Genomic DNA, 26107 nt, shown 5'->3' on the forward strand with positions numbered 1-26107 from the left:
TTTTATCCTATGAATATGCCAGTAAAATTACAGTATTTTAAAAATCCTAAAAACCGTGAACTGACCCAATCTGAGCTAGATGAACTTGCACGTGAGCTTGATGCCATCAAACAGGAAGTGCTGGATGATTTAGGTGAAAAAGATGCCAAATATATCCGTCGCGTATATTCGAGCATCCGTTATTCATCGATTGCAGGTCGTGCCTTATTATTCGCAGGCTGGTTTCCGCCAGCATGGTTGTTGGGTACAGGCTTATTAGGCTTTGCCAAAATCATGGAAAATATGGAACTGGGTCATAATGTCATGCACGGTCAATATGACTGGATGAATGATCCGAAGCTCAATGGCCAGACTTACGAGTGGGATATTGTCGGAACTTCAGACAACTGGCGTCAAACCCATAACTTTAAGCATCATACCTATACCAATATTAAAGGTATGGATGATGATATTGGTTATGGCTTGTTGCGTTTATTCCCTGAGCAACGCTGGAAACCAGGCTATTTATTACAGCCAATTTACAGTATTCCATTTTGCTTATTATTCCAGTGGGGCGTAGCCATTCAAAACCTTGAATTGGGTAAATACTTCAAAGGCCGTAAAACCAAAGAACAAACTCTTGAAGAATGGGAGCCAATGCAGCGTAAAATTGGTAAGCAATTATTCAAAGATTATGTATTCTTTCCGTTGATTGCAGGTCCTGCAGCATTACCGGTATTGACAGGTAACCTGGTGGCAAATGGTCTTCGTAATATCTGGACTTTTAGTATTATTTTCTGTGGTCACTTTACTAAAGATGTAGAAGTGTTTCCGAAAGCCGTCATGGAAAATGAAAGCCGTGGTCACTGGTATACGCGTCAGATTCGTGGTTCTTCAAACTTAACCGGTTCTGAAGCGTTTCATATTTTGACTGGACATTTAAGCCATCAGATTGAACATCACTTATATCCAGATGTGCCTGCACGCCGTTATCGTCAAATGGCACCAAAAGTAGAAGCGGTATGTAAAAAATACGGCTTAAACTATAATAATGCCAGTCTGGTAAAACAGTATGGCAGCGTGATTAAACGTATCGTGAAATATGCGTTTCCGTTTAAGAAGTAAGATAGATTTCAATAAAAAACCGCTGTTCATAGCGGTTTTTTATTATTCTCAGTTTAATTAATTATTTTAAGTTCAGACTTGGGTAAATTCATTTCAAGTAATGGAAGTACTTTATCTCGTCCTTCTAAATAAGCATACTGTGCAAGGCTTAACATTGCCTCATCTTCCTCACTATTTCCATAAGCATAAATTTCAGCATAATCTTCTAAATTATATTTTTCCAAGATTCTGCTTTTCTTCTGATCCTTACTACAATCAGGTGTGTTGTATAAACCTGTCATTTCGCCTGTCAGAATTTCTACTTCACTACAAATCAGGTCAATGCCTAAATAAGTACAAACCGGTTTTAAATATAAATTTAACGAGGCTGAAACGAGAACGACTTGATGCCCGAGTTGCTGGTGTTGTCTGAGTTGCTTTAAGAGCTTGGGATTCAATCTTAAAACAAGCCGCTGTGCGTATTCTTCGGCAAGCTGCTGAATTTCCTGCGCATGACTATTTCTGAACATGGTGTAATACAGTTTTGGTCGCATCGCATGAGCAGGATAGAGCTTAAGATAGTAAGCCTGAATCCAAGGCAGAATACGAAGTCCACGTTTCAGAATTTGCCTTTTCTTTAAGGCATAGAAAATGAACCCTGTAAAACTGTCATAAGGATACAGGGTTCCATCAAAATCAAATAAGGCTAGAGTTTTATGTTTTTGATGCGGTGCATGCATGTTTGATAACGACCATCGACACGGCTGGCAAACCAGTTAGTATTATACTCACGACTCAATTTTGGGCCTGAGATCACGACTTCTGGCATCATTGCATAAATTGGCTCTTTACCAGTTTTTTCTTGATAAAGTTTACTGATGCCACGATAAGTCATAGTATCTTCAAAATCTTTAACTTTTTCTTTCTTTAAGTCAGCCCGAATCTGACGTTCAGTAATAATAAAATTATTTTTTGCAAAAACGCTGATGAGCTCTCGTTCAGATTGACTCTTTTGTGAGCGAATCGCGCCATCTTTAGTATATAGTAGTAAATCGCCATCCAGACTCAACTCAGCTTCGGTTAAGCTATTTAACATGCTCTGGAATGCTGCATTACGGCTGGAATACATCCCAGAGTTATAATCAGCAAAGCGATAAATCGGTTTTTCATAATCCGCAGGGTACATCATCAATCGATGAATCCCGTAATAGAGTCCGCCATACTGGCTATACAGGTCACTACGTAAATCAGCAATACTACCACCTTGACGTTTATATTCCTTGGCATAGCTGATATGAACCTGCATAGAACCCAAGGTTGTAATCGGATTCATTTTTTCGCCAATATTTTGCCCAAACAGTTTAGCTGCACCTGTCAATGCACTTACATGATAATGCTTAGCCATGTAATCAAAGATTTCACGATAAAGTTCATCTAATTGACGTTCGGTTTTGACCCGGCGCATCCGGCTTAAATAATTGTCTTCTGGGCTTGGATGGTTTTTTAGTACATCCTGGAAATATCCTGCAACTGTTCCACCGATACTTTCACCAAGTTTATCTTTAAATTTTTCTTCCAGCCGTTCCTGAACTTCTTTAACGGCTTTTTCACCAAGACCAGGAACTACCGGGTCTGCATTAAAGTTAGATTCCTGATCGACAACTGCTACGATTGAACAGATATTCTCTTTAGTTTGTGGAATACCGAGCTGGTCAGTAATGTCATAAATATCCTGTGCCCAGGATTCGCGCTGGCTGACACGACCTGGAATGGCTTTGCGAATATGTTCAACTTCAAGAGTTGGTTCATCATTTGACCACCATGAGCCATTGCCACACCCTACAAGGCTAATAGATAAAGCAAGTAGGGATAAGGACTTAAGAGAAAAAGCTTGAGCAAAATATTTGTTCATGGTGTCGTAAATAAATTGAAAAGATGAGTGAACAAGGCAGATGCAGTATACTATGCCCATCAGAAAAGTGATGAATTTATATGTATATTGGTCCCTATCAACTGTCAAATAATTTGATTGTCGCTCCCATGGCAGGTGTCACCGATCGTCCATTTAGAACCTTATGCAAGTACTTCGGTGCGGGTCATGCAGTCAGTGAAATGATGACTTCTGACAAGACCTTGCGCATGAGCAAAAAGAGCTTATATCGGGCAAATTTTGATGGTGAGCTGGCACCAATCTCAGCGCAGATTGCTGGTTCTGATCCGCATGACTTAGCTGAGGCAGCACGTTATCAGGTTGCAAATGGAGCACAAATTGTTGATATCAATATGGGGTGTCCAGCAAAGAAAGTCTGTAATAAGCTAGCCGGCTCTGCCTTGTTAAAGAATGAAGATCTGGTTGCACGTATTTTAGATGCGGTCGTCGCTGCAGTTGATGTTCCTGTGACTTTAAAAACCCGTTTGGGCTATCTCAACGGTCATGAAAATATCCTACGAGTTGCAAAACGTGCTGAAGACGCGGGGATTGCAGCGTTAGCATTACATGGTCGTACTCGTGAAGACATGTACCTCAATACGGCACGTTACTCCTTAATCAAGGAAGTTAAAGAGATGCTGAATATTCCCGTGATTGCGAACGGAGATATTGATAGCCCTGAGAAAGCCAAATATGTACTGGACTATACAGGTGCAGATGCCATCATGATTGGCCGTGCTGCACAAGGACGTCCGTGGATTTTTCGTGAAATTGCACATTATTTAGAAACTGGAGAGCATCTTGCTGCGCCAAGTATTGCTGAAGTGAAAGATGTGTTATTAGGACATCTATCTGAGCTTTATGAATTTTATGGTGAATATTCAGGTTGCCGTATTTCGCGTAAGCATATTGCCTGGTATACCAAAGGACTACGTTCGAGTAATGAATTCCGTCAAAATATGTATCAAGTAGAAAACACTGCCGATCAATATAAAGTGGTGGAAAACTATTTTAATGGATTACTAGAACATGGCCATATCATGAGCGATGTACAAGTAGATCAGGTGAATCTGTTAGAAACTAAATAAAAAAATAGACTTCCTACTTATTTCAAAAGGTACTGTAGTAAATACAGTACCTTTTTTATCTTATAGCTAAGATTTTATATGCTTCCGTTACATTAAGGCCTGTAGTGAACATAGCCGCATATTAAGTTCACTTAAACTGGACAGGACATGGACATTGTTTACGTGAAATTGCTCTAAGCTGAATTTCTAGCATGGCAAGATGTTTATTCAATCTTGTTCATTCTCATGATCAAGGGAGATCTATAATGACAAATACCAATCGTCCAGTTACAGACTTTGGCAATAAAACCTCGACTAAATTACCAGAGGAACGTAGTGACGCATTAAATCAAGATGCAACAGATGCCAGTGCTCGACCAGATTTGAATTCACCTCAAAAAGATAATCCTCGTGTGCCAGATATGAATGAAGGCGAGGATAATGTACTTGCTACCAGTGCAGGTACTTTAGGCGGGGCAGCAGTTGGAGCGACTGCCGGTCTGGTAGGTGGTCCTCCAGGTGCAGTAGTAGGCGGTATCATTGGCGGTGTTGTAGGCGGCATTGCAGGAAATGATATTGCTTCACCTGATCATTCGAAACAGACGGATAACTACGAGCATCCAGAAAATCATCCAGAGGCAGATAATTATCAGCATCCGGACACGATTAAGCAGGAAGATGATTACTGGAGAAACGAACATACCAACCGTCCGTATTATACTGAATCACGTACCACCTACAGCGATCTAGACTATGATCGTGACTATCGTGGTGCTTATCGGGTGGGTTATGAAAACCGTCCGCTATATGACCGTCAGACTGACTTTGAACATGCCGAACCTGAACTACGAACCAAATGGGAGCAGGTAAAAGGGGAATCCCGTTTGAATTGGGAAGAAGCAAAATTTGCGATCAAAGATGCTTGGTATCGTATGACTCGTTAAAAGAACGATATAAAAAAACCTCTTCGTGGAGAGGTTTTTTTATTTTTAAAATAAAGATTTTCTTTACTTCTGTTTCATTTCCAGCACTAACTGATTAATTAAATCAGAGGCTTCCATCTCACGAATTTGTGCCACATTTGAACCTGCCCAAAACGCGCCATAACCCTGATCACCATGTTTGGACGCTGCTGCATGTAACTGCTTGGCCAGATCATAAGTATATGGATAGGCAGGTACATCCAGACGATCAGGAGTGTCGATGTCTATATGCCAGTGATTAATGATGCCACGCGCTGGACGGCCGGAAATGCTGGCACTAACTTGAGTCAGCGGCTTGGACAGTAGCGCTTTACGATAGGCGTCATTGGCATTGGAAGATTTACACTGAACAAATGCCGTGCCTAATTGTACTGCTTCAGCGCCAAAGTCCATCATCTGACGTGCTTGTTCACCATTCATGATTCCGCCTGCAGCAACCACCGGCAATGAAAAATGCTGTTTTATTAACTTGACCAGATTAGAGGTTTTGACTGAGGCATCAAACTTGGTGCTAAAGATACCCCGGTGACCTCCAGCCTCAATGCCTTGAGCAATGATGATATCAATCCCTGCCTCTTGAATGGCTTTGGCCTCAGCAAAATTGGTGGCAGATACCATCGTCAGAATACCGGCATCTTTTAGAGCCTGAACCTGATGCGGAAGAGGAATGCCAAAATGAAAGCTGACCGCACATGGTCTGGTTTCCAGAACCAGATTCAAGAAATCATCATTGTCTTTAAAACTTGGGTAAATACAGTGTAATTGAGTGGGTGGATTAATTCCGTATTCAGCAAATTTATCTTTAAACTGGTCAATCCAGGCTTGAGCTACGTTTTCATCAAGAGGCTGGCTGTCATGACAGAAAAAGTTAACCTGAAATGGGCAGTCTGTAAGTTCCTGAGTTTTTAAAATCTGCTGGCGCGCAGATTCTACGCTGCTGGCTCCCAAGCCTAGCGAACCCAGACCACCTTGATTTGAAACTTCCGCTGCCAGTTCAGGTGTCGAAAGGCCTGCCATAGGGGCCAAAAAAATAGGATGTTTTATTCCAAGTTTTTCTAATAAAGACATAGATTTGCTCCCTGTTACTCTATCTACTTTGCCTATAGCCGCAGAATTAAGCAAATCATATTGGTTATTTTATTTTGAAATAATGCTGTATGGATAACGGTTCATTTACATTTCTTACGACATGAGATGTCGTCACAAAGACAGCAAAGCTATAGTGCAGAACAGGGAAAATTTATAATAGGTTTTTAGCCAACAACTTGCTGAAATCATGTCTGATCGTATCCGAGAAAAACTACAAATTTTAGCTGATGCCGCCAAATATGATGTGTCCTGTTCATCGAGTGGCAGCAACCGCAAAAATAAAGACAAAGGCTTGGGCAATACCGGAAATGGGATCTGTCATAGCTATACCGAAGATGGTCGCTGTGTCTCATTACTGAAAATACTGTTTTCCAATGTCTGCATTTTTGACTGTGCTTATTGTGTCTCTCGTCGTTCCAATGACGTAAAACGTGCTGCATTTACCGTGCAGGAAGTGGTCGATCTGACCATGAATTTTTATCGCCGTAATTATATTGAAGGGCTGTTTCTCAGTTCGGGAATTTTTAAATCAGCAGATTACACCATGGAGCGGATGTTGCAGGTGGTGAAAAAGTTGCGTCTTGAAGAAAATTTTAATGGTTATATTCATCTCAAAACCATTCCTGGAGCATCACAGGAGATTATTACTGAAGCAGGTTTATATGTCGACCGGATGAGTATCAATCTGGAAATGCCGACCGAAGCAGGCTTGCAAAAGTTTGCCCCAGAGAAAACCCATACAGAAGTACAAAAAGATCTGGGAATTGTGCGGGACCGTTTAATCCAGTTGAAAGATGAACGTAAGATCATCAAATCCGTTCCTAAATTTGTTCCTGCAGGGCAGACCACGCAAATGGTGGTTGGTGCGCATAGTGAGACGGACAAAGATATTATTTTGATGGCTGATCGGCACTACAAGGAGTTTAAGCTGAAACGTGTGTATTTTTCTGGCTATATTCCGATTAATCCCGAAGAAAAAGCCTTACCCGCAATTGGCTCAGCACCACCCTTATTAAGAGAAAATCGTCTATATCAGTCTGACTGGCTGATGCGTTTTTATGGATTTTCAGCGGATGAAATTGTAGATGACCAGCATCCAAATCTGGATCTGGATATTGATCCAAAGCTGAGCTGGGCTTTACGTCATCCTGAGGCCTTCCCGGTTGATATTAACCGAGCCGACTACAAAATGATTTTACGCGTGCCGGGCATTGGAGTACGTTCTGCCAAAAAGATTGTACAGGCACGCCGTTTTGGTCAGATTCATATTGACCAACTGAAAAGGATGGGCGTGGCGTATAACCGGGCACAGCATTTTATCCGCTGTGCAGATACACCAAAATTTCAAAAGGAGCAGCAATCCCAGCAGATTCGCCAGCAGATTTTACAAGCTGGTCAATCCAAATATCAGCAACAATTGTCACCTCAACTGGGATTCGGTTTCTGATGCCACACTACTGTTTTGATGGCACCATGACCGGTTTATTAAGCTGTGTTTTTCGGGCTTTTGAATTTAAAGAATTTGATGTCAAAGTGACTGCCAATCCGCAGGCACAAAATGGCTTATTCGATGATTTTATTCATGTGGCCTCGAATGAAAGTCAGGGACAGCGGGTCTGGCAAGGCTTAAAACAGAAAGTATCATCCAGCAGTTTAAAAGCCTTTTATTATGCTTTTCTTTCTGAAAAAGAACAGGCATTTCAGAATCTATTTGATTTTGCAGTTTATGTGTTTCAAAACCAGCGGCCGGTTGATAAAGATTATGGTCATCATGCAGTCATCGGAATGTCACAATGGTGCAAACAGGTCGGGCGTGAAAAGCATCGTATGGAAGCTTTTGTCCGCTTCAAAAAAGCCAAAGATGGATCGTTCCTCAGTCTGGTGAAGCCGGATTTTAATGTACTGCCGATTATTTCCCGGCATTTTAAGGAACGTTACCAAGACCAGCGTTGGCTAATTTATGATGAACAGCGCCAGTACGGCATCTATTACGATTTACATGATGTGCACCAGATAGAGATGAATGCAGAAATGGTTGATCCACAAATCCGGATTGGACATAGTCAGTCTTTTAGTATTGAACTGGATGATGAAGAAGTACTCTATGATCAGCTTTGGAAAGATTATTTTAAAAGCGTGAATATTCAGGCACGACAAAATATGAAACTACATATCCAGTATGTACCTAAACGCTACTGGCGTTATATGAATGAGAAAGTACTTTAAATAAAATCTTCGCCCAAGTTTAAGGCATAATGACAGCTAATATTTAGATCGAGTGTATAGATATGAAGGTATGGCTGGCATCATTAGCTATGGTAACCGGATTGGCTGCGTGTTCAGCAGAGCAACAGAAAGTAGCAGTAGATCCGGGTAAATATCAGGTTAAAAGTGCACAGGAATTACAGCAACGTTTTGATGATCTAAACAGTAAGTTGGCACAGGACTTTCAGCAATTTAAAAAATTAGAAAGTATTGCCTTTTCTCATCAGCTGCCTTTGGATGTAAATAATCTGCAAACCTTGAATCAGCATCCTGTCAGCCGGACTGCTCTAAAATCCAGTAAAGTGGCCTATTGTGACATGATGAATGGCTATTTTGCCGAGATGTATCGCTTGGGGCATTATAATCTGAATCTGGTCGATCAGATCCAGTTGCCTAAAGTCGAGAATGAAGACCTGAAATCCAATTTTGCATCTAGCGATCAGTTCTATACTTTTATTCTGGATCGTTATACCACTTATCGCCAGGTTCAACAGACCATGAATTATGGCTGTAACTTAAAAGCTGCGTTATAAGTATGAAGCTATAAAAAAAGCCCATCACAAAGATGGGCTTTTTATTTAGCAACCAGTTAATTTTTCTGGTTGAGGTTTCTCACCGGGGAAGAAAATTGGACGAAGTTTTACACCTAGACCATTTCCGAGAAATGCGAAGACCAGCCATAACCAGCCATGTACGCTGCCCGAAGCAATACCACTAAAATAGGCACCGATATTACAGCCATAAGCCAGACGAGCGCCATAGCCGAGCATCAAGCCGCCAATAACCGCAGCAACCAATGAACGTTTTGGAATATTGAAGTTCGGAGCAAATTTACCTGCCAGACTGGCAGCCAATAATGCACCAAGCATGATGCCAAAGTTCATCATGGATGTAATATCGAACCAGAGTGATTCAGATAAGGCTTTGGCATTTGCTGGTTGCTGCCAATACGCCCAAGAGGCTACATCAATTCCAACAAAACTTGCAGATTTCGCGGCCCAGACAGCAAGGGCAGAAGTGACACCCCATGGACGACCAGCCAGCGCCAAAGTAGCAAAGTTAAGCAGGGTTAAAATGATTCCGCCCCAGATTAATGGCCATGGACCACGCAAAAAGCGTTTCCAGCCCTGATGCTGGCTTTGAGCTTCAATTTCCAAGTTGCCATGACGTTTCTTTTCAAAAAATACAGTTGCAGCAGCAATAACAGCAAAAACGACAAAGCTCAAAACAAGTGCAGGAATGACACCAAAACTTTCTACAATGGAGATAGGTGCGAAATGAGGTAGGTTAAACCACCAGTCAATATGCGAAGTCGCAATCAGTGAGCCGGCACAGAAGAAAAACAGGGTGACCAGCATACGAGCACTGCCACCACCCACAGTATAAAGTGTACCTGATGCACAACCGCCACCGAGCTGCATGCCAATCCCGAAAATAAATGCACCGATCACCACAGACAGTGAAACCGGACTGACAAAGCCTTGAACTGGATTACCAAACAGTTCACCTGCGCCTAAAGCAGGGAAAAATAGCAATACAGCAAGACTCAGCATGATCATTTGGGCACGTAAGCCACGACCACGACGTTCTTTAATAAAGACGCGCCAGCTGGAGGTGAAACCAAACGATGCATGATACAAGGTCATACCCAGTGCACCACCCACCAGAAATAATAGAGCCTGGTTCAGACCTACGATGTGATAAGCACCGACAGTTCCTAATACAAGTAAAATAAAAGCCACCCAGACCGAGAGATTCGATCGCTGGGAAGACGCAGCAATGACAGACATGGGAGATCAAGCTTTAAAAATAAAGTCGCGTATATTACGCAATTTCTCACTAAAATGGGCTGATCTAGGGCTTCTAAGAGTCAATTAAACATCCTGATAACTGATAATAATTATGACTTTAAATGATATAAGGTCGTGATTATTTCAAAAGATATCAGCTTAATTAGAACAATCACCTGCCTAATAGTGAAACGTATAAAAAGTTTAAAAGCCTGCAAAGCAGGCTTTTAAAGATCGAAAGCTTTAAAAATTAATTTTCAGCTTTCTCACGTACTTTGCCTGCACCTTCTTCAATAGCACCGGCAGTTGCAGCAGTCGCGTTTTTAGCGGCTTCAGCAGTGGCATCGGCTGCTCGAGAAGTCGCAGCGGCGGCTTCATCAGCGGCACGGGAAGCATTTGCAGCCGCATTATTCATGGCTTGATCAGTTTCTTGAGAAGCCTCATGAGTGGCATCTTCCATATCATGGCCGGCTTGAGTAGCAGCATTTTCTAAATGTTCGCCAGTTGTCGCACCTGTTTCAGGATTTTCTTTCTTATTACAACCCACTAAAGCAACGGTTGCAGCTAAACCCAAAGCAACAAGTAATTTATTCATCGTGTCATATCCTTTGTAGTTGTAAGGTCGAAAAACAGTCTAGCGAGTATTTATTTGAATTTATGCTAATAATTAGATCAGAATTTGTTCGCTAAATGTAATTTTTATAAAGACTTATACAATTTCTGCTAAATATAAATCGTCTTGATTATTTGAATGTATTTTCTTACAAACCTTGTGTGGATTGCTTCTCACCGCTTATAAAAAGTGAGTTTATCTGCTTTAAGATGTAGTTTTAGATGTAACAAAACACAACTATTTCCGGCTCAATTTTTGTCAGGCTAAAATTAGAAGCCATAAAAAAGCCCGCATAAAGCGAGCTTTTAAAACCTGAAAACTTATAGACCAGCAGATGCTTTAAGTGCTTCGACTTTGTCAGTTTTTTCCCAAGTAAACGCAGTATCTGAACCTTCACGACCAAAGTGACCATAAGCAGCAGTCTGTTTATACATCGGTTGGATCAGGTTCAACATACGGGTAATACCGTATGGACGCAGGTCAAAGTGCTCACGTACCAATTGAACGATCAATTCATCAGACACTTTGCCTGTATTGAAGGTATTGATTGAAATTGAAGTAGGCTCGGCTACACCAATCGCATAAGACACCTGAATTTCACATTTGTCTGCAAGACCCGCAGCGACAATGTTTTTCGCAACATAACGGCCTGCATAAGCAGCAGAACGGTCAACTTTCGATGGATCTTTACCAGAGAATGCGCCGCCACCGTGACGTGCCATACCACCGTAAGTGTCTACAATGATTTTACGGCCAGTCAGACCACAGTCACCTACAGGACCACCGATCACAAACATCCCGGTCGGGTTGATGTGGAATTTGGTATCTGCATGGAACATGTCGGCAGGAATGATTTTTTTCACGATTTCTTCAATCACAGCTTCTTTTAAATGAGCTTGTGAAATTTCAGGATCGTGTTGAGTCGAAAGCACAACAGCATCTAGACGAACAGGTACGCCATTTTCATAAGCGAAAGTCACCTGGCTTTTTGCGTCTGGACGTAACCAAGGCAATGTACCGTTACGGCGTAATTCAGCCTGTTTTTCCATTAAGCGGTGCGCATAAGAAATTGGCGCAGGCATAAGTACATCAGTTTCACGGCTGGCATAACCAAACATCAAGCCTTGGTCGCCGGCACCTTGATCTTCCGGTTTCTGACGGTCTACACCCTGAGCAATTTCAGGAGACTGTTTACCGATCATGTTGATGATCGCACAAGTCGAACCATCAAAGCCAAGGTCAGAATGATGATAACCAATACTGTTAACGGTATGGCGGACAACCGCTTCAAAATCGATGTTCGCAGTTGTTGTGATTTCACCGGCAAGTACAACCGCACCTGTTTTTACAAGCGTTTCACAAGCAACCCGTGCATATGGGTCTTCTTTTAAGATTGCATCCAAGATAGCATCACTGATTTGGTCAGCCATTTTATCTGGATGGCCTTCGCTTACAGATTCCGAAGTAAATACAGCGTACTCGCGCATAGTCCTATCACAGTTAAATTTAAAGACCCGATATGTTACATCGACTTGTGCTCTAGGACTAGCGCAACTCGACAAAATTGCACGAAATTGTTTCAAATTATTGTGCTTTTATTTGATTATTGGAATTAAAAAAACTGATATGCCTAACTAAACAGCAGGGTGGATTCATTTAATAAACTTAATAAATAATCTGTGAATTGATAAGAGACGCTTATTAAGCAGTGATATTTCTAAACAAATTTGCATAACTAAGTACTAAGAAAAATATAAAAATTAAATGCCTCAAATATCAAGGAAAGTGATCATTCTATTAATAAATTAAGGTGGGTGTATTGACCACACGACAGACAGCCTTGCTGCAAATAGTACGACTCTGCATAGTAGCTTCAAGTCTTCAGAAACCGCCTGTCAGGAAGTGGCGAAATCTTTTGGTATGGATTTGTTTAAAAGACTGTACGGAGATGGAAAAGCATGTATCAAAAGGCGTTTACCTTGATTGAAGTCATGATTGTACTCACGATTATTGCCATTCTGGCGACAGTAGCAGGCATGAGTTATCACAGTTATGTAGTGCGAAGCCAACTAACAGAGGTTTTTGAGCAGGCAGGTAGCTATCGAACTCAATTTATTGCCTCTGATGGACATTGTGATGCAGGCCGTCAAATTGGCAGCGGAACCCAATATATTGAAAAAGTCGTGATCAATGCCGCTTGTCGGATTGAATTTAAGCTACGGCAGGATAGGGTAGATACGGCAATCCGTGGGAAATCCATCGCTTTTGATGTTTATAGCGGCAGTTGTTCGTCGAGCGATATCAGTCAGCGTTATTTACCTAAAGATTGCCGAGGACAATAATTTTCGTGGTATCGATTAGCCTGATTTAACTTTAACCTTTATCTTTTATGTCTGGGGACCTTGGGCAAACAATAGATATTCACATATGCATTTTTATAGCCTGGAAAGATTATTTATTTAAATCCGGATCTTCTGTTTTGATCCCTATATGCATGTATCCTGAAAAGGAATTCAACATATTGTGAAAGTTTAATTTATAAAAAATAGTTAAGAATAATCCCAGATTTATCATTTTATTAGAATCTAACTTAGACTCTAGTCAATCAATGCATCTTAAAAGTGCAGAATATTTATCCGATAGGTAAATACAACATCAATAAATTGATAAATATTGTAGGCTAGTCTTTACCCCTCGCTGTTTTTTTAAGACAATAGACGGCAGTTTTGAAAGTCTTTTCATCATTTCCTATTTCTTCTGAATTTATTTGGACGCTGATTTATGACAACCCCGCTTAATGAACGTCGTATTGCAAACGCAATTCGTGTATTGGCAATGGATGCTGTGCAAAAAGCAAACTCAGGACATCCAGGTGCTCCAATGGGGATGGCAGATATCGCTGATGTGGTTTGGCGTGAATTCTTAAACCATAACCCAACAAATCCGAATTGGGCTAACCGTGACCGTTTCGTATTGTCGAATGGCCATGGCTCTATGCTTCAATACGCACTTCTTCATTTAACGGGCTATGATCTTTCAATTGAAGATCTTAAAGCATTCCGTCAACTTCATTCTAAAACTCCAGGTCACCCAGAATTGGGCTATGCACCGGGTATTGAAACAACCACTGGCCCATTAGGCCAAGGTATCGCAAATGCTGTTGGTTTTGCACTGGCTGAGAAAACTTTAGCTGCGCAATTCAATAAAGACGATATCAAAGTTGTTGATCACTACACTTACTGCTTTCTGGGCGATGGCTGCTTGATGGAAGGTGTTTCTCACGAAGCATGTTCTTTGGCAGGTACTTTAGGTCTAGGCAAGCTGATTGCTTACTATGACGACAACGGCATTTCAATTGACGGTGAAGTTGAAGGCTGGTTCTCTGACGATACAGAACAACGCTTCAAGTCTTATGGCTGGCAAGTGATCAAAGTTGATGGCCATGATGCAGATGCAATCCGTCAAGCGACTGTAGAAGCGAAAGCTGAAGCGAACAAACCAACCATCATCATGTGTAAAACAGTGATCGGTTTAGGTTCACCGAACAAACAGGGTAAAGAAGACTGTCACGGTGCACCTTTGGGTAATGACGAAATCGTATTGACTCGTGAAGCGCTTGGCTGGTCAGACGAAGCATTTGTCATTCCTGAGGATGTATACGCAGCTTGGGATGCCAAAGAAAAAGGTTCACAAGCTGAAGCAGCATGGAACGAAACTTTTGCCGCTTATGCAGCAAAATATCCAACTGAAGCAGCTGAATTAAAACGTCGTCTTTCTGGTGATCTTCCAGCTGACTTTGTTGCAAAAGCGGATGCTTATATCGCTGAAGTAAATGCAAAAGAAGAAACCATTGCTACACGTAAAGCGAGCCAAAATACGTTGCAAGCACTTGTACCTTCATTACCAGAAGTACTAGGTGGTTCTGCTGACCTTGCAGGTTCTAACCTGACACTTTGGAAAGGTGCACAAGGCGTACAGGACAATCCAGCAGGTAACTATGTTCATTACGGCGTACGTGAATTTGGTATGACTGCGATTGCCAATGGTGTAGCACTGCATGGCGGTTTCATTCCTTATGTAGCAACATTCCTGATGTTCATGGAATATGCACGTAATGCAGTACGTATGTCTGCGCTGATGAAACAACGTGTGATTCATGTCTACACTCACGATTCAATCGGTCTGGGTGAAGATGGTCCTACACACCAGCCAATCGAACAAATCGCATCTTTACGTGGTACTCCAAACCTGAATACATGGCGTCCATGTGACACCGTTGAAGCAGCGATTTCCTGGAAATCTGCTTTGATGCGTTCAGAAGGTCCAACAGCGTTGATCTTCTCTCGTCAAAACCTGCCATTCCAGACTCGTACTCAAGCACAAATTGAGAATGTAGCGAAAGGTGGTTATGTTCTGGCTGAAGAAAAAGGCGAATTGAAAGCGATTATCATTGCGACTGGTTCTGAAGTTTCTCTTGCAATGGAAGCTTATGCACAGCTTGAAGGTGTACGTGTCGTATCTATGCCATGTGCTGAAGAATTCATGAAGCAAGATGCTGCTTACCGTGAATCAGTTCTTCCTGCAGCGATTCGTGCACGTGTAGCGGTTGAAGCTGCACATGTAGATTACTGGTGGAAATTTGTAGGTCTGGATGGTCGTGTGATCGGTATGACCACTTACGGTGAATCTGCACCTGCTAAAGACCTGTTCAAACACTTCGGTATTACAACTGAAGCTGTTGTAGCAGCTGTAAAAGAGATTACTGCTTAATCAACTGATTAAGTCGTTTTTTAAGGGCGCCCCAGTTTTGGGGCGTCTTTTGTTTTTTTGCTTTCTAGCCTTGTTTTCATGTGGCAACCGCTAAAAAGTGTTCTCCCATAATTGAAATGAAAGAGTGAGATAAACATGAGCTTGTATGAACAAATTAGTGACGAAATTACTTTAATGGATGCAGGCGAGCAGAAATGGATCGGGCAGGATCTCCCCCTTGAAGCAATGGTTGCGGTTGAGCTATTACTTCAGGAAATGGCTGAAGAAAAAATCATTAAAGTACGTCGCAAGAACCATGAAAAGCATTCTGGTTTGAAACAGGTGGATCGTATTCTGGTTGAAAAACTTTAAATATAAAGCGTAAAAAGTCCCTAATTGGGGCTTTTTTTATGTCGGATGATTTCCATCTGACAGGTTGCTTATGAGCGCCAGATGAGATAAAGCTAAGTTGAAGTTGCTATAAAAACTCCGCGACCACTATCGAAACGACTTAAATTAAAGAAATAAGCCAAAGAAGCAGTTAAACATGAATATACAGCCCCAGATCCAGATCAAATCTCTAGAGCAAATATCACAGTCAGAATGGCTATCTTTATGGCAAGACTATCAACGCTTTTATCAAACGCAAATTTCGGATGAGGTAAGTAAAAATACCTGGGATAAATTAACCAATTATGAATTAGATTCAATGTACGGTTTTGCGGCCTTGATTGATGAAAAGGTCGTTGGGATTGTGCATGTCATCGAGCATAACAGTAGCTGGACAGTAAGACCATATGCTTATTTGCAGGATCTATTTACCTATCCGGACTATCGCGGACGGGGCGTGGCGCGAAAGTTGATTCAGCATGTCTATCAGGTAGCGCAGCAGCGTAATTGCGACCGGGTTTACTGGCTGACTCAGGAATCAAATCATCAGGCGCAAGCATTGTATAACAAAGTCGCCAAGAAAACTGGATTTATTCAGTACCGTATGGATTAAAGCTCAAAAATTAAAAAAATAACTTACAATTTTATCGTTTCATTGCTGCAACAAAACGTTTTATCTTTAAGGCTGTAAACGGTTCCAGATTCTATACACTTAATAAAATCCAAAACGTGAGATAAAAACATGAATTTAAAAACATTAGCATTAGGCTTGGCAGTCGCATCTGTAGCAACATTTTCTATGGCAAAACCAGTGGCTTATACGATTGACCCGACTCATTCAGCAACGGTTTTCTCTTGGAGCCACTTTGGTTTCTCTACACCATCTGCAAACTTCAGTGATATACAGGGTACGATTAATGTTGATAATGAAAAACCTGCGAATTCTTCGGTCAATGTGAATATCCCGGTTGCAAGCATTAATACGAATGTGAAAGCGCTGGATGACCATATTAAGACAGCAGAATTTTTTGATGCTGCCAAATATCCGAATATCACTTTTAAAAGTACTAAAGTTCAGGCTTTAGGCAAAAACAAATACAAAATCACCGGTAACTTAACCGTGAAAGATGTCACTAAACCTGTGGTACTGGATGCAGTTTTAAATAAACAAGGCGTACATCCAATGACCAAATTACAAACGATTGGTTTTAATGCAACCACTTCATTTAACCGTTCAGCCTTTGGGGTAGGCGGCTATGTTCCAAATGTGGGCGATAAAATTACAGTGAACATTACTACCGAGGCTTCTGTACCTGCTCCGAAAAAGTAAGAATGACAAATTAAAAAAGCACCCAATAGGGTGCTTTTTTATTACGGTTATTTAAGTTGCAGGTTTTCTAAATAAAGCATCAATACCGAACTGGCTGCCTGTTCAAGCGCGGGTGCATAGCTTTGATGATCCGCCCGCAAGGTGGGGATATTGATTTGGGCTTTGCGTAACTCACAGGTATGTCCAATCAGCCATTTCTCTAAACTTTCACTGGCTACTTCAGCATGGAATTGTAGTGCTAGAATATTCTGTCCTACCCTAAAGGCCTGATTTGGATAAAGATCAGAGCTGGCCAGCAATTCAGCCTGTGCAGGAAGGTCAAAGGTATCACCATGCCAATGCAGGACGTCGATATCTTCGAGAGCTTTTAGTGGATTATTTTCAATAGAGGCAAGACAGAGTTTAGACCAGCCAATTTCTTTGCTATGTCCTGCATAGACTTTAGCACCGAGTGCATGAGCAATGAGTTGAGCACCCAGACAAATACCTAAAGTGGGTAAATTCTTCTCTAAACGCACTTTAAGTAAGTCTATTTCTTGTTGTAAGAAAGGGTAGTCCACCGTTTCATAGACACCAATTGGACCCCCTAAAATAATTGTCAGACCTTTATATTCATACGCCTTTCGTAGGTCATCAATTCCGGCTTCAAAATAGCGAACACGTAATCCCAGCTGATAAAACACATTTTCCCAGGCACCTAGGTCTTCAAAAGCCATATGTTGAATGGCATATACGGTATCAGGGAAGTGGTCAAGATTCAGCATAGCAGTCAGGTCTAAATGGAAAATATTTATTTAACGTTATTCTGCAAAAAATTAGAAGTCTTTTTAATCCGGTGATTTAGCCTTAGGTAGATGATTCATCCGAATCGGCAATTCTCTGTAAGCCTAAGACTCCGCTTTGTATCAATATGCAGCGATATTTTCCTTTTCTATAAAAAAGGCGTTAGAGTAGAAAGCAGTGGATAATCATAAGAGGCAGGATAAAAAATGCACAATATCTGCTTGTATGTCGATAAAAAACGCATTAGTCCTTATGCCATGTCGGTTTATGTGGCTTTAAAAGAGAAAGGACTCAACTTTCAGGAAAAAATGATCGATCTGAATCTGCTGGAACAGCAATCTTTGGCTTATCGTAAAATTTGTCCGAGTGGCAAAGTCCCTTGCCTGATTATTGATGATTTTCATTTATTTGAATCTTGGGCGATTACCGAATATCTGGAAGATGTTTTTCCGGCACCAGATTATCTTGCTTTATATCCTGCAGAGATGAAAGCCAGAGCAAAATGCCGCGCCGTTCAGGCTTTGATGAAAACTGATTTTTCCTCTATCCGGCAGGATATGCCTTCAACTTCGATCTTTGTTCCACCTAAAAGGCCTTTACTCGCATCGGCTGAAACCATGCAGGATATTCAGCGCTTACTGGCAATCACAGAAATTTTACTTGAAAATTTGTGGCTCACCGAACAATGGTCAATTGCAGACTTTGATCTAGCCTTTATGCTGCATCGTCTGCTTAGTCACGATGTTGAGCTTCCCGAAAAGATTCAGGCTTATATCCAGCGTAATTTTCAGCGATCTTCAGTGCAGTCCTGGATTTTGGAAAATGAAAAACTGCGTACTCATGCTGAGTTTTGATTCTATATCGGGTAGAGAGGTAAATTTAATAATTTAAGTACTAAGTTTGCTTAATGAATAGACATGGATATTTTAAAAGAGAGACACGTTATACAAAAAATTGCTTAAATATCAGCAGCGCAGGCGTAGTATAGAAAGTATAGGTAATAAGAAGTAGCTAAAACTTAGAATCAGATTCAAATGAAAAGGAGTATACGGTGGGTGGATCACATCATCATGATCATAGTCATGTAGAAGTTAGTGCGAAGAATGCTAAGAAACTGTCCATCGCCTTAGCTCTGACGACAGCCTTTTTAATTGTAGAAGTTATTGCTGGTTTTATGACTCAGAGTCTGGCCTTGCTTTCTGATGCAGCGCATATGTTTACCGATGCCGCTGCATTGGCGATTGCACTGGCTGCGATTAAGATCGGACAAAAACCCGCAGATGATAAACGTACCTTTGGCTACCAGCGATTTGAAATTCTGGCAGCTTTGTTTAATGCGATTATGCTATTTCTGGTAGCGATGTATATCCTGTTTGAAGCTTACCAGCGCCTGAGCAATGCTCCTGAAATTGAAAGTCTGGGCATGTTAATTGTCGCTATACTCGGACTAGTCATTAACCTGATCTCCATGAAAATTCTGGTTTCTAGCAGTCAGGAAAGCTTGAATATTAAAGGAGCTTATCTGGAAGTACTGAGTGATGCACTAGGTTCGGTGGGTGTCATTATTGGCGCAATCATCATCTATTTCAGTGGCTGGATGTGGATCGACACCGTGATTGCGGTCATGATCGGATTCTGGGTCATTCCACGGACATGGATTTTGTTGAAACAGAGCATCAATATTCTGCTAGAAGGGGTTCCTGATGAAATCGATATTGAAAAACTGCGCCATGACCTACTGGCGCTAGACGGTGTTGAAGATATTCATCAGCTAAAAGTCTGGGCGATTACTTCCAAAAAAGTCATGCTGACTGTACATTTGGTTGCGCCAGACGTTGACTATAAAAAGTTACATCAGGAGGCGTTTGAGATGTTGCACCATGAACATCACATTACCGAGATGACATTGCAGATTGAAGCAGAAGATTGTCCCCCAGAACAGCATCGGCAATCGGACCATTTACATGAACAGCATGAGCATAAGGAAAGCCATCAACATTAAGTGTAAGACATTTTGCCATCACACTTAATGTATTTTTAAACTTCGATCTTTTAATTTTAGTCTTTCAATAATGACACAATTACATCTTTATAACTCGGTGGTGCTTTCACATAATCGCGCTCTCGCAACATCTGATGCATTTTGGGCAGATTTTGATGTGGAACAGAGGCCATTAAATGATGTTCAATATGATAATTTACATGAATCGGTGCAACGAAAGCACGCGCTAGCCAGCCTGCACGGGTAGTACGGGTATTAGTCAGTGCAGAATGGCTGGTTTCCAGACCGGCATGCTCAGCCATTGCCCGGATACGGATAAACAGTGGGAAAGGGGTGATATAAGCTAGGGGCCATAATAAATAAAGTTTCGGATGACCGCTGGCCCAAAGTGCAGAAAATAGGGCAGCATTGGAAATCAGCATGCCCGAGCTATTTTTTAACAGATTCTTTGCCAGTTCCAAGTTACTGCGATTACCCCGAGGAATTGGTTTCGGATCATTGGAAACACTCCATTCCAGAAGTTCTAAATCCATTAAGACACGACCAGTCAGAAATTTCAGGCCGGATTGACCATTTAGATCTCTAAAGAATTTTCTGAATAATGATTGTTTAGTAATTGGAAAGTTTTTGACCAGACCTAAATCTGGATCATCAGGTTGAGAGGTGCGGGCATGATGTTTCAAATGATAAGGACGATATTTACCGACCTCATTCCAGATCGGACGGGCGCATAGCCAGTCAGTGAAGTGTGTGTTTAGCCACTTGGTTTTAAACAAACTATGGTGTGAGGCGTCGTGCATCAAAATGGCCATAGCGAGTTGGCGACCCGCCAGAATGGCTAATGCCAAGGCACACATCAATATTTTTCCCCAGACTGGTAAATATTTCCAGCTATAAGCAATTGTGCCAAAGGTCAAAACAATCACAGCCCAAGTTGAACCCACTGCCAGAGCACCCTGTAAATCGGATGGGGTAGTCAGCTCTCTAATTTCTTCACGGCTAAATAGCTCTGTGACGCTCACTTTACTGTTCATTATTCTGCCTTGATCTAATTCTTGTATTTCTTATCACTATATTTGAATTAAAATATTACAGTCAATTTACTTTTGTGAGTATGTAGGAAATAAATTATACACCTTGTTGTTGAAAATATTGCTGCCATAACTGCTGGCCTTGCTCCTCCATACGCCGTACGGCCAGTTCAAACTTTTGTCGGGCTGGAGCATCTAGCCATTCTTCAGGCAATAGCGGATCTGCACGCAGACTAAATACAGCAGATTTTGCCAGATAAAAGGCGGTTTTAGCTGATTCAGCCAAGGATAACTGTTGATGGTTTTCAAACCATTGTTCAATTTCCTGGCTGATATTCAAATAAGTTTGATGCAGGCCATGAATATCCCAAAGTGCAGATACATGGGTGTGCTGATCGATCTCGCTGACCTGAAAAAATCGTGCGCCTTGATCCAGACCAAACTTGACGGCTGCTGATTTAAGCTCGTTCAAACCAAGTTGCAAATTGTCCGGGCGGATAAACACGTTCTGTTCCAGTTCCTGAAATCCATAATAACGCAGGGCTTTTTCCCGTTTAGATAAGGCCGTACGATCTACTCGCCCCAAAGCACCGGTATAAACCAGAATGTACTTACCATCCCAAGCCGTAGCGGTCTGCATATTGGGATGTTTGTTCAGGCTAATAAAAGAAGTATCAAATTTTTTTTCAATTAACTGATAAATGCCGCGTTCTACTGACTGAATGATCTGATCCTGATTAAGTCGTGCGACTGCAACCCGCAAGCTGTTGTCAGAGATTCCTAATAAATCTGCTGCACATAACATCTGTTTGATGCTAACAGTAGAGTTATGTGAGGCATAGAGCAGGTCTAGCACCAGATGTCGGGCATTCAGTTTATAAGTCATGAAACTAGATCGTGATTAGAAAATGAGAAATTGGAAACTTTTTGTACAATAGCATTTTGAATATGAAGAACCAAAGAGAAATACGACTAAAGTGTTTGTATATTCAGGCAATTAATTTTAATTAAAGACAACGTATATGGATAAAAATGACTAGATAAGGTGTTGGTTTTCTACTGAGGCACACTATTTCACAGTCAATAAGTTGGTCTAAGCAGCAAGTCAACGAAAAAGACATGAATCTGTTTTTTTTTTTTCTCTTTATTCTTGATTATTTTTAATCCCAGCTCCCTAGGGAACTGGGATTACCTAAAAAATTAAAGTGAAGTGTTAGTTATAACTGCTTCAAAATTGGGTATATGAACAAGAAAAAGATTTCTTATTCATACGAATTACCTTACATATTCGGGTAATTCGGACCACCGCCACCTTCCGGTGTTACCCAGGTGAACCGTACCGGGTTTGTCGGAGACTTTTTTATTTAAGTTAGGCCACCTGACCTAACGGGTTAATCTTATCATAGTACATTGCTTCAAACTCAAAAGGCGATAAATAACCCAGTGCACTGTGTACACGCTTTTTATTGAACCAATCTACCCAGTTGAATGTCGCAAGTTGTACATCTGCTAAACCTTGCCAATCTGCTTTTAAATATTCAATCACCTCTGTTTTGTATAAGCCATTCACCGTTTCAGCCAAAGCATTATCGTATGAATCACCAGTTGTACCGACTGATGCTCGTAAATTTGCAGCTTCTAAACGATTGGTATAGGAGTAGAAAGATATTGAACACCTCTATCGGAATGATGAATCACATTCTTTGGCATGCCTTGATCGTGTAATGCTTGCTCAAGTGCATCGAGCACCATATCTGTATTCATCCGTATAGATACTTTCCATCCAACAATTGCTCGTAAGAACACATCAATAATAAAGGCGATATAGCCCCAACCTGAATTGGTTTGAATATACGTGAAGTCATCGAACTTAGCACTGCTTCGCAAGGGTCAGGATGATCAGCATTAAAATTCCGTTTCACTAAATCATCTGCTCGTTTTTGGTCATCTCGGCTACGGGTGGTTTGTTTATTCTTACCACGCTAAACACCTTGTATACCTAGCTTTTTCATTAATCGAGCAACAGTACAGCGTGCAATAATATAGCCTTCACGTTTCAGTTTTTGCCAGACTTTACGCACACCATTCCGACCTGAACTTTCCTTCCAAATTCGTTTAATCTCCTCAGCATGATGCTCATCATGTAGATCTCGTTTCGCTCGATGTTCCCTTGCAAAGCGATGCTTTTCATCAGCGAGATCTAAAGTTCGGTAATAGGTTGAAGCTGCGATCGGTAAAATCCTACAAATCGCATCAACACCATATCGATCTTTATTGTTATGGATGAAATCCACCATTATTTATGTGGGCGGTCGAGCTCCGCCTGGGCGAAAAAAGCGGCTGCTTTACGTAGAATTTCATTGGCACGCTTTAATTCTTTAATTTCACGTTCCATTTGCTTCATTTTTTCTTGATCAGATATCTGTTGTACTTTAATAGGATTTTGCTGATCTAAATGCTTTTGATGCCTGGCACGTAGTGTTTCAGGAGTACAACCAATCTTAGGCGCAATTGCTGTGATTGCAGCCCAATTCGATGGATAATCTTTTTCAGATTCAATCAATAATTGAACCGCTCTTTCTCTGATTTCAGGGGTATATTTTAATTTTGTCATCGAACCTTGCGAAGCAGCGCTTCTCACTCAGAATATTGACTCTCCGACAAACCCGGTACGGTTCAGTTTTGTAGATTAAAGCAATTTAGAGGAATAGCTACTCGATATGACAAGCTCAAAAGAAATTATCAAAGTGCTGTTGCCTTAGCCTGTATATTTTTATGGCTACCTTTATAGGTTTAATTATGAACAGTAAATGTCAACAGACCCTAATTGGTCTTGGGGCTATGCTTGTGTCAGGTTCAGTGTTCGCAACAATTGAACAGACTATTGTGAAACTATCTTTAGGGGAATTAAAAGGCCGTTATGCTTTGGATTGTTCAAAAGAGAAAGCTCATAATCTATCTTATGTTATTGGTGAAAAAAGCATTTTGCGCTTGATTTCTGCTAAACAAAAGCGTGCTTTATTAAAGTCAATTGAGCCTAAGTCTGAAAAATCTTTTGACGATTATCAATATATAACTACCGCCGAGTACCAGGGGGCTACGGTAGATTTCTACCAGAAAGATCATCAAAACTATGCGCGTGTTTTAAATACCAGTCTAAGTAATTCATTAGGTCCAAAAAACAAGCAGATGTTAATACAGTGCAAAACTGAAGCTAAATCCTGATATCTAAAAAGACCAGCAGTTGCTGGTTTTTTTAACAATATAGAAATAACCGCAGAAAAAGTCTTGAAAACTTTTCTTAAAACTTTATGAAAAATAATGCTTAGGTTAAGATGAGCCATCATTTGTAAAAGCATTCTAGAAGACCTATGCAACCATTTGTTCTATATAACTCAGAGCAACGTAAAAAAGTAGAATTTGTGCCTCGTAAAGAAGGTCAGATTGATCTGTATGTTTGTGGGATGACGGTCTATGACTACTGTCATATTGGACATGCACGCACGGTGGTTGCATTTGACTATATTATTCGTTTCTTGCGTAGTCAGGGCTGGAAGGTTAAATACATACGCAATATCACTGACATTGACGACAAGATTATTAAACGTGCCAATGAAAATGGGGAAAGCATTTCATCACTGACCAGCCGTTTTATTGATGCCATGAATGAAGACTTTGCCAAATTAGGCTGTCTTGCACCGGATGAAGCACCAAAAGCCACTGATTACATCAATCAGATGCAAAACATGATTGGTACGCTGGTGGAAAAAGGGACTGCATATCCGGCAAATAATGGCGATGTTTACTTCGAGGTTGAAAAATTCGCCAAATACGGGCGTCTCTCAGGCCGTAAACTGGAAGATATGCAGGCAGGCGCTTCTGAACGTGTAGACGTCGAAGTTGAGAAAAAACATCCGTTTGACTTTGTGCTGTGGAAACATGCCAAAGAAAATGAACCGTCTTGGGCTTCACCATGGGGCAATGGTCGTCCAGGCTGGCATATTGAATGTTCAGCCATGTCTACCTGCTGCCTCGGCAATCATTTTGATATTCATGGCGGTGGCGCTGACTTAAGCTTCCCGCATCATGAAAACGAGATTGCACAGTCTGAAGCAGCGACAGGTGAACAGTATGTGAACTACTGGATGCATGCCGGCTTCATCAATGTTGATGGCGAAAAAATGTCGAAGTCTTTGGGTAACTTCTTCACCATCCGTGATGTGATTGAAAAATTCCATCCGGAAGTGGTGCGTTACTTTATCGTATCTTCACACTACCGCAGCCCGGTGAACTATTCAGATGTAGCTTTAAAAGAAGCGAAAAATACGCTAATGCGTTTCTATCATTCTTTCAAAGCTTATCAGGCAGTATATGGCGAACAGCTGGTTGATACGTTAGATCAAGACTTTGTTGAGCGTTTTAATACGGCAATGCGAGATGACTTCAATACGCCAGAAGCCATTGCTGTATTATTTGAACTGAATAAAGAGCTGAACCGTGCGGTAAAAGACCAGAATCAGGAGCAGGCTACTGTTTATTATTCCACTTTGCGCCATCTCACCAATATTCTGGGTCTGGTACAGCACAATGTCGACGAATTCTTAAAGTCTGATATTGGTCAGGAAGCTTTAGGCTTGTCTGAAGAGCAGATTGAAGATCTGATCCAGCAACGTAAAGATGCCAAAAAAGAGAAAAACTTTGCTCGTGCCGATGAAATCCGCCAGTCTTTATTAGAACAAGGGGTGGTGCTGGAAGATACCCGTCAAGGAACTGTATGGCGTCGTGCCGATTAATTCGACAGTTGAATCAATAGAGAGTTGACAGTTAGCAGAAACTCTCTATAATTCACTCCCATATTGCGGGAATAGCTCAGTTGGTAGAGCACAACCTTGCCAAGGTTGGGGTCGCGAGTTCGAGTCTCGTTTCCCGCTCCAAAATTCAAAAAACCCTGATCGAAAGATTAGGGTTTTTTATTGCCTACGTAAAATAAAAAGGACAATCA

At 41.2% G+C, this 26107-nt stretch carries 24 protein-coding genes, 1 tRNA gene, 2 pseudogenes and 1 other annotated feature; of the genes and pseudogenes, 17 read left to right on the forward strand and 10 right to left on the reverse strand.

The genetic code is table 11. The features are described from left to right. The first annotated feature begins 9 nt into the window (after positions 1-9). Entirely contained in the window at positions 10-1104 is a 1095-nt protein-coding gene (locus F897_RS08850; RefSeq protein WP_005235151.1) for a fatty acid desaturase family protein, read from the forward strand. 53 nt (positions 1105-1157) lie between these two features. Here F897_RS08850 and F897_RS08855 read toward each other — a convergent pair whose 3' ends face one another. Then, positions 1158-1823, reverse strand: a complete 666-nt coding sequence (locus F897_RS08855) for an HAD-IB family phosphatase (RefSeq protein ID WP_005235152.1) — start codon at positions 1821-1823, stop codon at positions 1158-1160. Continuing rightward, entirely contained in the window at positions 1790-2995 is a 1206-nt protein-coding gene (locus F897_RS08860; protein WP_005235153.1) for a DUF1615 domain-containing protein, read from the reverse strand. Before F897_RS08860 ends, F897_RS08855 begins: the two co-directional genes overlap by 34 nt. Positions 2996-3075: 80 nt before the next feature. Between F897_RS08860 and dusB the strand changes: the two genes are divergently transcribed. Next, positions 3076-4101 (forward strand): tRNA dihydrouridine synthase DusB, encoded by a 1026-nt coding sequence (gene dusB, locus F897_RS08865; RefSeq protein ID WP_005235154.1) that lies wholly within the window; start codon positions 3076-3078, stop codon positions 4099-4101. Between the two features lie 245 nt (positions 4102-4346). Further along, positions 4347-5024: a hypothetical protein gene (locus F897_RS08870; protein WP_005235155.1), complete on the forward strand. Its 678-nt coding sequence runs from the start codon at positions 4347-4349 to the stop codon at positions 5022-5024. A gap of 63 nt (positions 5025-5087) precedes the next feature. Here F897_RS08870 and F897_RS08875 read toward each other — a convergent pair whose 3' ends face one another. Continuing rightward, entirely contained in the window at positions 5088-6131 is a 1044-nt protein-coding gene (locus tag F897_RS08875) for an NAD(P)H-dependent flavin oxidoreductase (protein ID WP_005235156.1), read from the reverse strand. Between the two features lie 208 nt (positions 6132-6339). Here F897_RS08875 and F897_RS08880 point away from each other — a divergent pair, with 208 nt between their 5' ends. From F897_RS08880 to F897_RS08890, 3 genes are all read left to right on the forward strand, one after another. After that, on the forward strand, positions 6340-7599 hold the full coding sequence (locus F897_RS08880) for a putative DNA modification/repair radical SAM protein (protein WP_005235157.1): 1260 nt from the start codon (positions 6340-6342) through the stop codon (positions 7597-7599). After that, positions 7599-8378 carry a TIGR03915 family putative DNA repair protein gene (locus F897_RS08885; RefSeq protein ID WP_005235160.1) on the forward strand — a complete coding sequence of 260 codons (780 nt, stop codon included), beginning with the start codon at positions 7599-7601 and terminating at the stop codon, positions 8376-8378. The genes F897_RS08880 and F897_RS08885 overlap by 1 nt, the downstream gene beginning before the upstream one ends. A 62-nt stretch (positions 8379-8440) precedes the next feature. Next, positions 8441-8950, forward strand: a complete 510-nt coding sequence (locus F897_RS08890; protein ID WP_005235162.1) for a hypothetical protein — start codon at positions 8441-8443, stop codon at positions 8948-8950. A 45-nt stretch (positions 8951-8995) separates the two neighbouring features. Here F897_RS08890 and F897_RS08895 read toward each other — a convergent pair whose 3' ends face one another. The 3 genes from F897_RS08895 to metK form a co-directional block, all read right to left on the reverse strand. After that, complete coding sequence (locus tag F897_RS08895; protein WP_005235170.1) at positions 8996-10207, reverse strand: YeeE/YedE family protein; 1212 nt, start codon at positions 10205-10207, stop codon at positions 8996-8998. A 250-nt stretch (positions 10208-10457) separates the two neighbouring features. Further along, on the reverse strand, positions 10458-10802 hold the full coding sequence (locus F897_RS08900) for a hypothetical protein (RefSeq protein ID WP_005235172.1): 345 nt from the start codon (positions 10800-10802) through the stop codon (positions 10458-10460). Positions 10803-11140: 338 nt separating this feature from the next. Continuing rightward, on the reverse strand, positions 11141-12307 hold the full coding sequence (gene metK / locus F897_RS08905; protein ID WP_004786281.1) for a methionine adenosyltransferase: 1167 nt from the start codon (positions 12305-12307) through the stop codon (positions 11141-11143). 471 nt (positions 12308-12778) lie between these two features. Between metK and F897_RS08910 the strand changes: the two genes are divergently transcribed. From F897_RS08910 to F897_RS08930, 5 genes are all read left to right on the forward strand, one after another. After that, positions 12779-13162 carry a pilin gene (locus F897_RS08910; protein WP_005235174.1) on the forward strand — a complete coding sequence of 128 codons (384 nt, stop codon included), beginning with the start codon at positions 12779-12781 and terminating at the stop codon, positions 13160-13162. A gap of 439 nt (positions 13163-13601) precedes the next feature. Beyond that, positions 13602-15590, forward strand: coding sequence for a transketolase (tkt, locus tag F897_RS08915; RefSeq protein ID WP_005235176.1), 1989 nt, complete (start codon positions 13602-13604; stop codon positions 15588-15590). A gap of 135 nt (positions 15591-15725) precedes the next feature. Further along, the gene (locus F897_RS08920; protein WP_004786275.1) at positions 15726-15941 is read left to right on the forward strand and encodes a hypothetical protein; all 216 of its coding nucleotides are present in this window, start codon (positions 15726-15728) and stop codon (positions 15939-15941) included. Between the two features lie 175 nt (positions 15942-16116). After that, complete coding sequence (locus tag F897_RS08925; protein WP_005235178.1) at positions 16117-16572, forward strand: GNAT family N-acetyltransferase; 456 nt, start codon at positions 16117-16119, stop codon at positions 16570-16572. A gap of 129 nt (positions 16573-16701) precedes the next feature. Then, positions 16702-17289 carry a YceI family protein gene (locus F897_RS08930; protein WP_005235180.1) on the forward strand — a complete coding sequence of 196 codons (588 nt, stop codon included), beginning with the start codon at positions 16702-16704 and terminating at the stop codon, positions 17287-17289. 47 nt (positions 17290-17336) lie between these two features. Here F897_RS08930 and F897_RS08935 read toward each other — a convergent pair whose 3' ends face one another. Further along, entirely contained in the window at positions 17337-18053 is a 717-nt protein-coding gene (locus F897_RS08935; RefSeq protein ID WP_005235183.1) for a glutamine amidotransferase, read from the reverse strand. 225 nt (positions 18054-18278) lie between these two features. On the opposite strand from F897_RS08935, the gene yfcF reads away from it, so the two are divergent. Together yfcF and F897_RS08945 are read left to right on the forward strand one after the other, a co-directional pair. Next, a complete protein-coding gene (yfcF, locus tag F897_RS08940; protein WP_005235185.1) occupies positions 18279-18926 on the forward strand; it encodes a glutathione transferase in 648 nt (215 codons plus the stop codon). Positions 18927-19123: 197 nt separating this feature from the next. After that, positions 19124-20074, forward strand: a complete 951-nt coding sequence (locus tag F897_RS08945; protein ID WP_005235187.1) for a cation diffusion facilitator family transporter — start codon at positions 19124-19126, stop codon at positions 20072-20074. Positions 20075-20130: 56 nt separating this feature from the next. On the opposite strand, the gene F897_RS08950 is transcribed toward F897_RS08945, so the two are convergent. The 3 genes and pseudogenes from F897_RS08950 to F897_RS17060 all read right to left on the reverse strand — a co-directional run bounded on the left by F897_RS08950 (position 20131) and on the right by F897_RS17060 (position 23719). Then, on the reverse strand, positions 20131-21108 hold the full coding sequence (locus F897_RS08950) for a fatty acid desaturase family protein (protein WP_005235189.1): 978 nt from the start codon (positions 21106-21108) through the stop codon (positions 20131-20133). 94 nt (positions 21109-21202) lie between these two features. Beyond that, on the reverse strand, positions 21203-21991 hold the full coding sequence (locus tag F897_RS08955; protein WP_005235191.1) for a PaaX family transcriptional regulator C-terminal domain-containing protein: 789 nt from the start codon (positions 21989-21991) through the stop codon (positions 21203-21205). 483 nt (positions 21992-22474) lie between these two features. Then, positions 22475-23719, reverse strand: a pseudogene (locus F897_RS17060) (IS3 family transposase). Next, positions 23328-23444 (reverse strand) — a sequence feature (AL1L pseudoknot). (Overlaps the previous pseudogene by 117 nt.) Before the next feature lie 66 nt (positions 23720-23785). Between F897_RS17060 and F897_RS17065 the strand changes: the two are divergent. The 4 genes and pseudogenes from F897_RS17065 to F897_RS08990 form a co-directional block, all read left to right on the forward strand. Next, positions 23786-23896, forward strand: a pseudogene (locus F897_RS17065) (IS5/IS1182 family transposase); the annotation flags it as partial. A gap of 8 nt (positions 23897-23904) precedes the next feature. Continuing rightward, a complete protein-coding gene (locus F897_RS08980) occupies positions 23905-24330 on the forward strand; it encodes a hypothetical protein (protein WP_005235199.1) in 426 nt (141 codons plus the stop codon). Positions 24331-24476: 146 nt separating this feature from the next. Further along, positions 24477-25898, forward strand: a complete 1422-nt coding sequence (gene cysS, locus F897_RS08985; RefSeq protein ID WP_005235201.1) for a cysteine--tRNA ligase — start codon at positions 24477-24479, stop codon at positions 25896-25898. A 65-nt stretch (positions 25899-25963) separates the two neighbouring features. Beyond that, positions 25964-26039, forward strand: a tRNA-Gly gene (locus F897_RS08990). Positions 26040-26107: the final 68 nt, after the last annotated feature.

This window comes from Acinetobacter variabilis (assembly GCF_000369625.1).
In the GTDB taxonomy this organism is placed as follows: domain Bacteria; phylum Pseudomonadota; class Gammaproteobacteria; order Pseudomonadales; family Moraxellaceae; genus Acinetobacter; species Acinetobacter variabilis.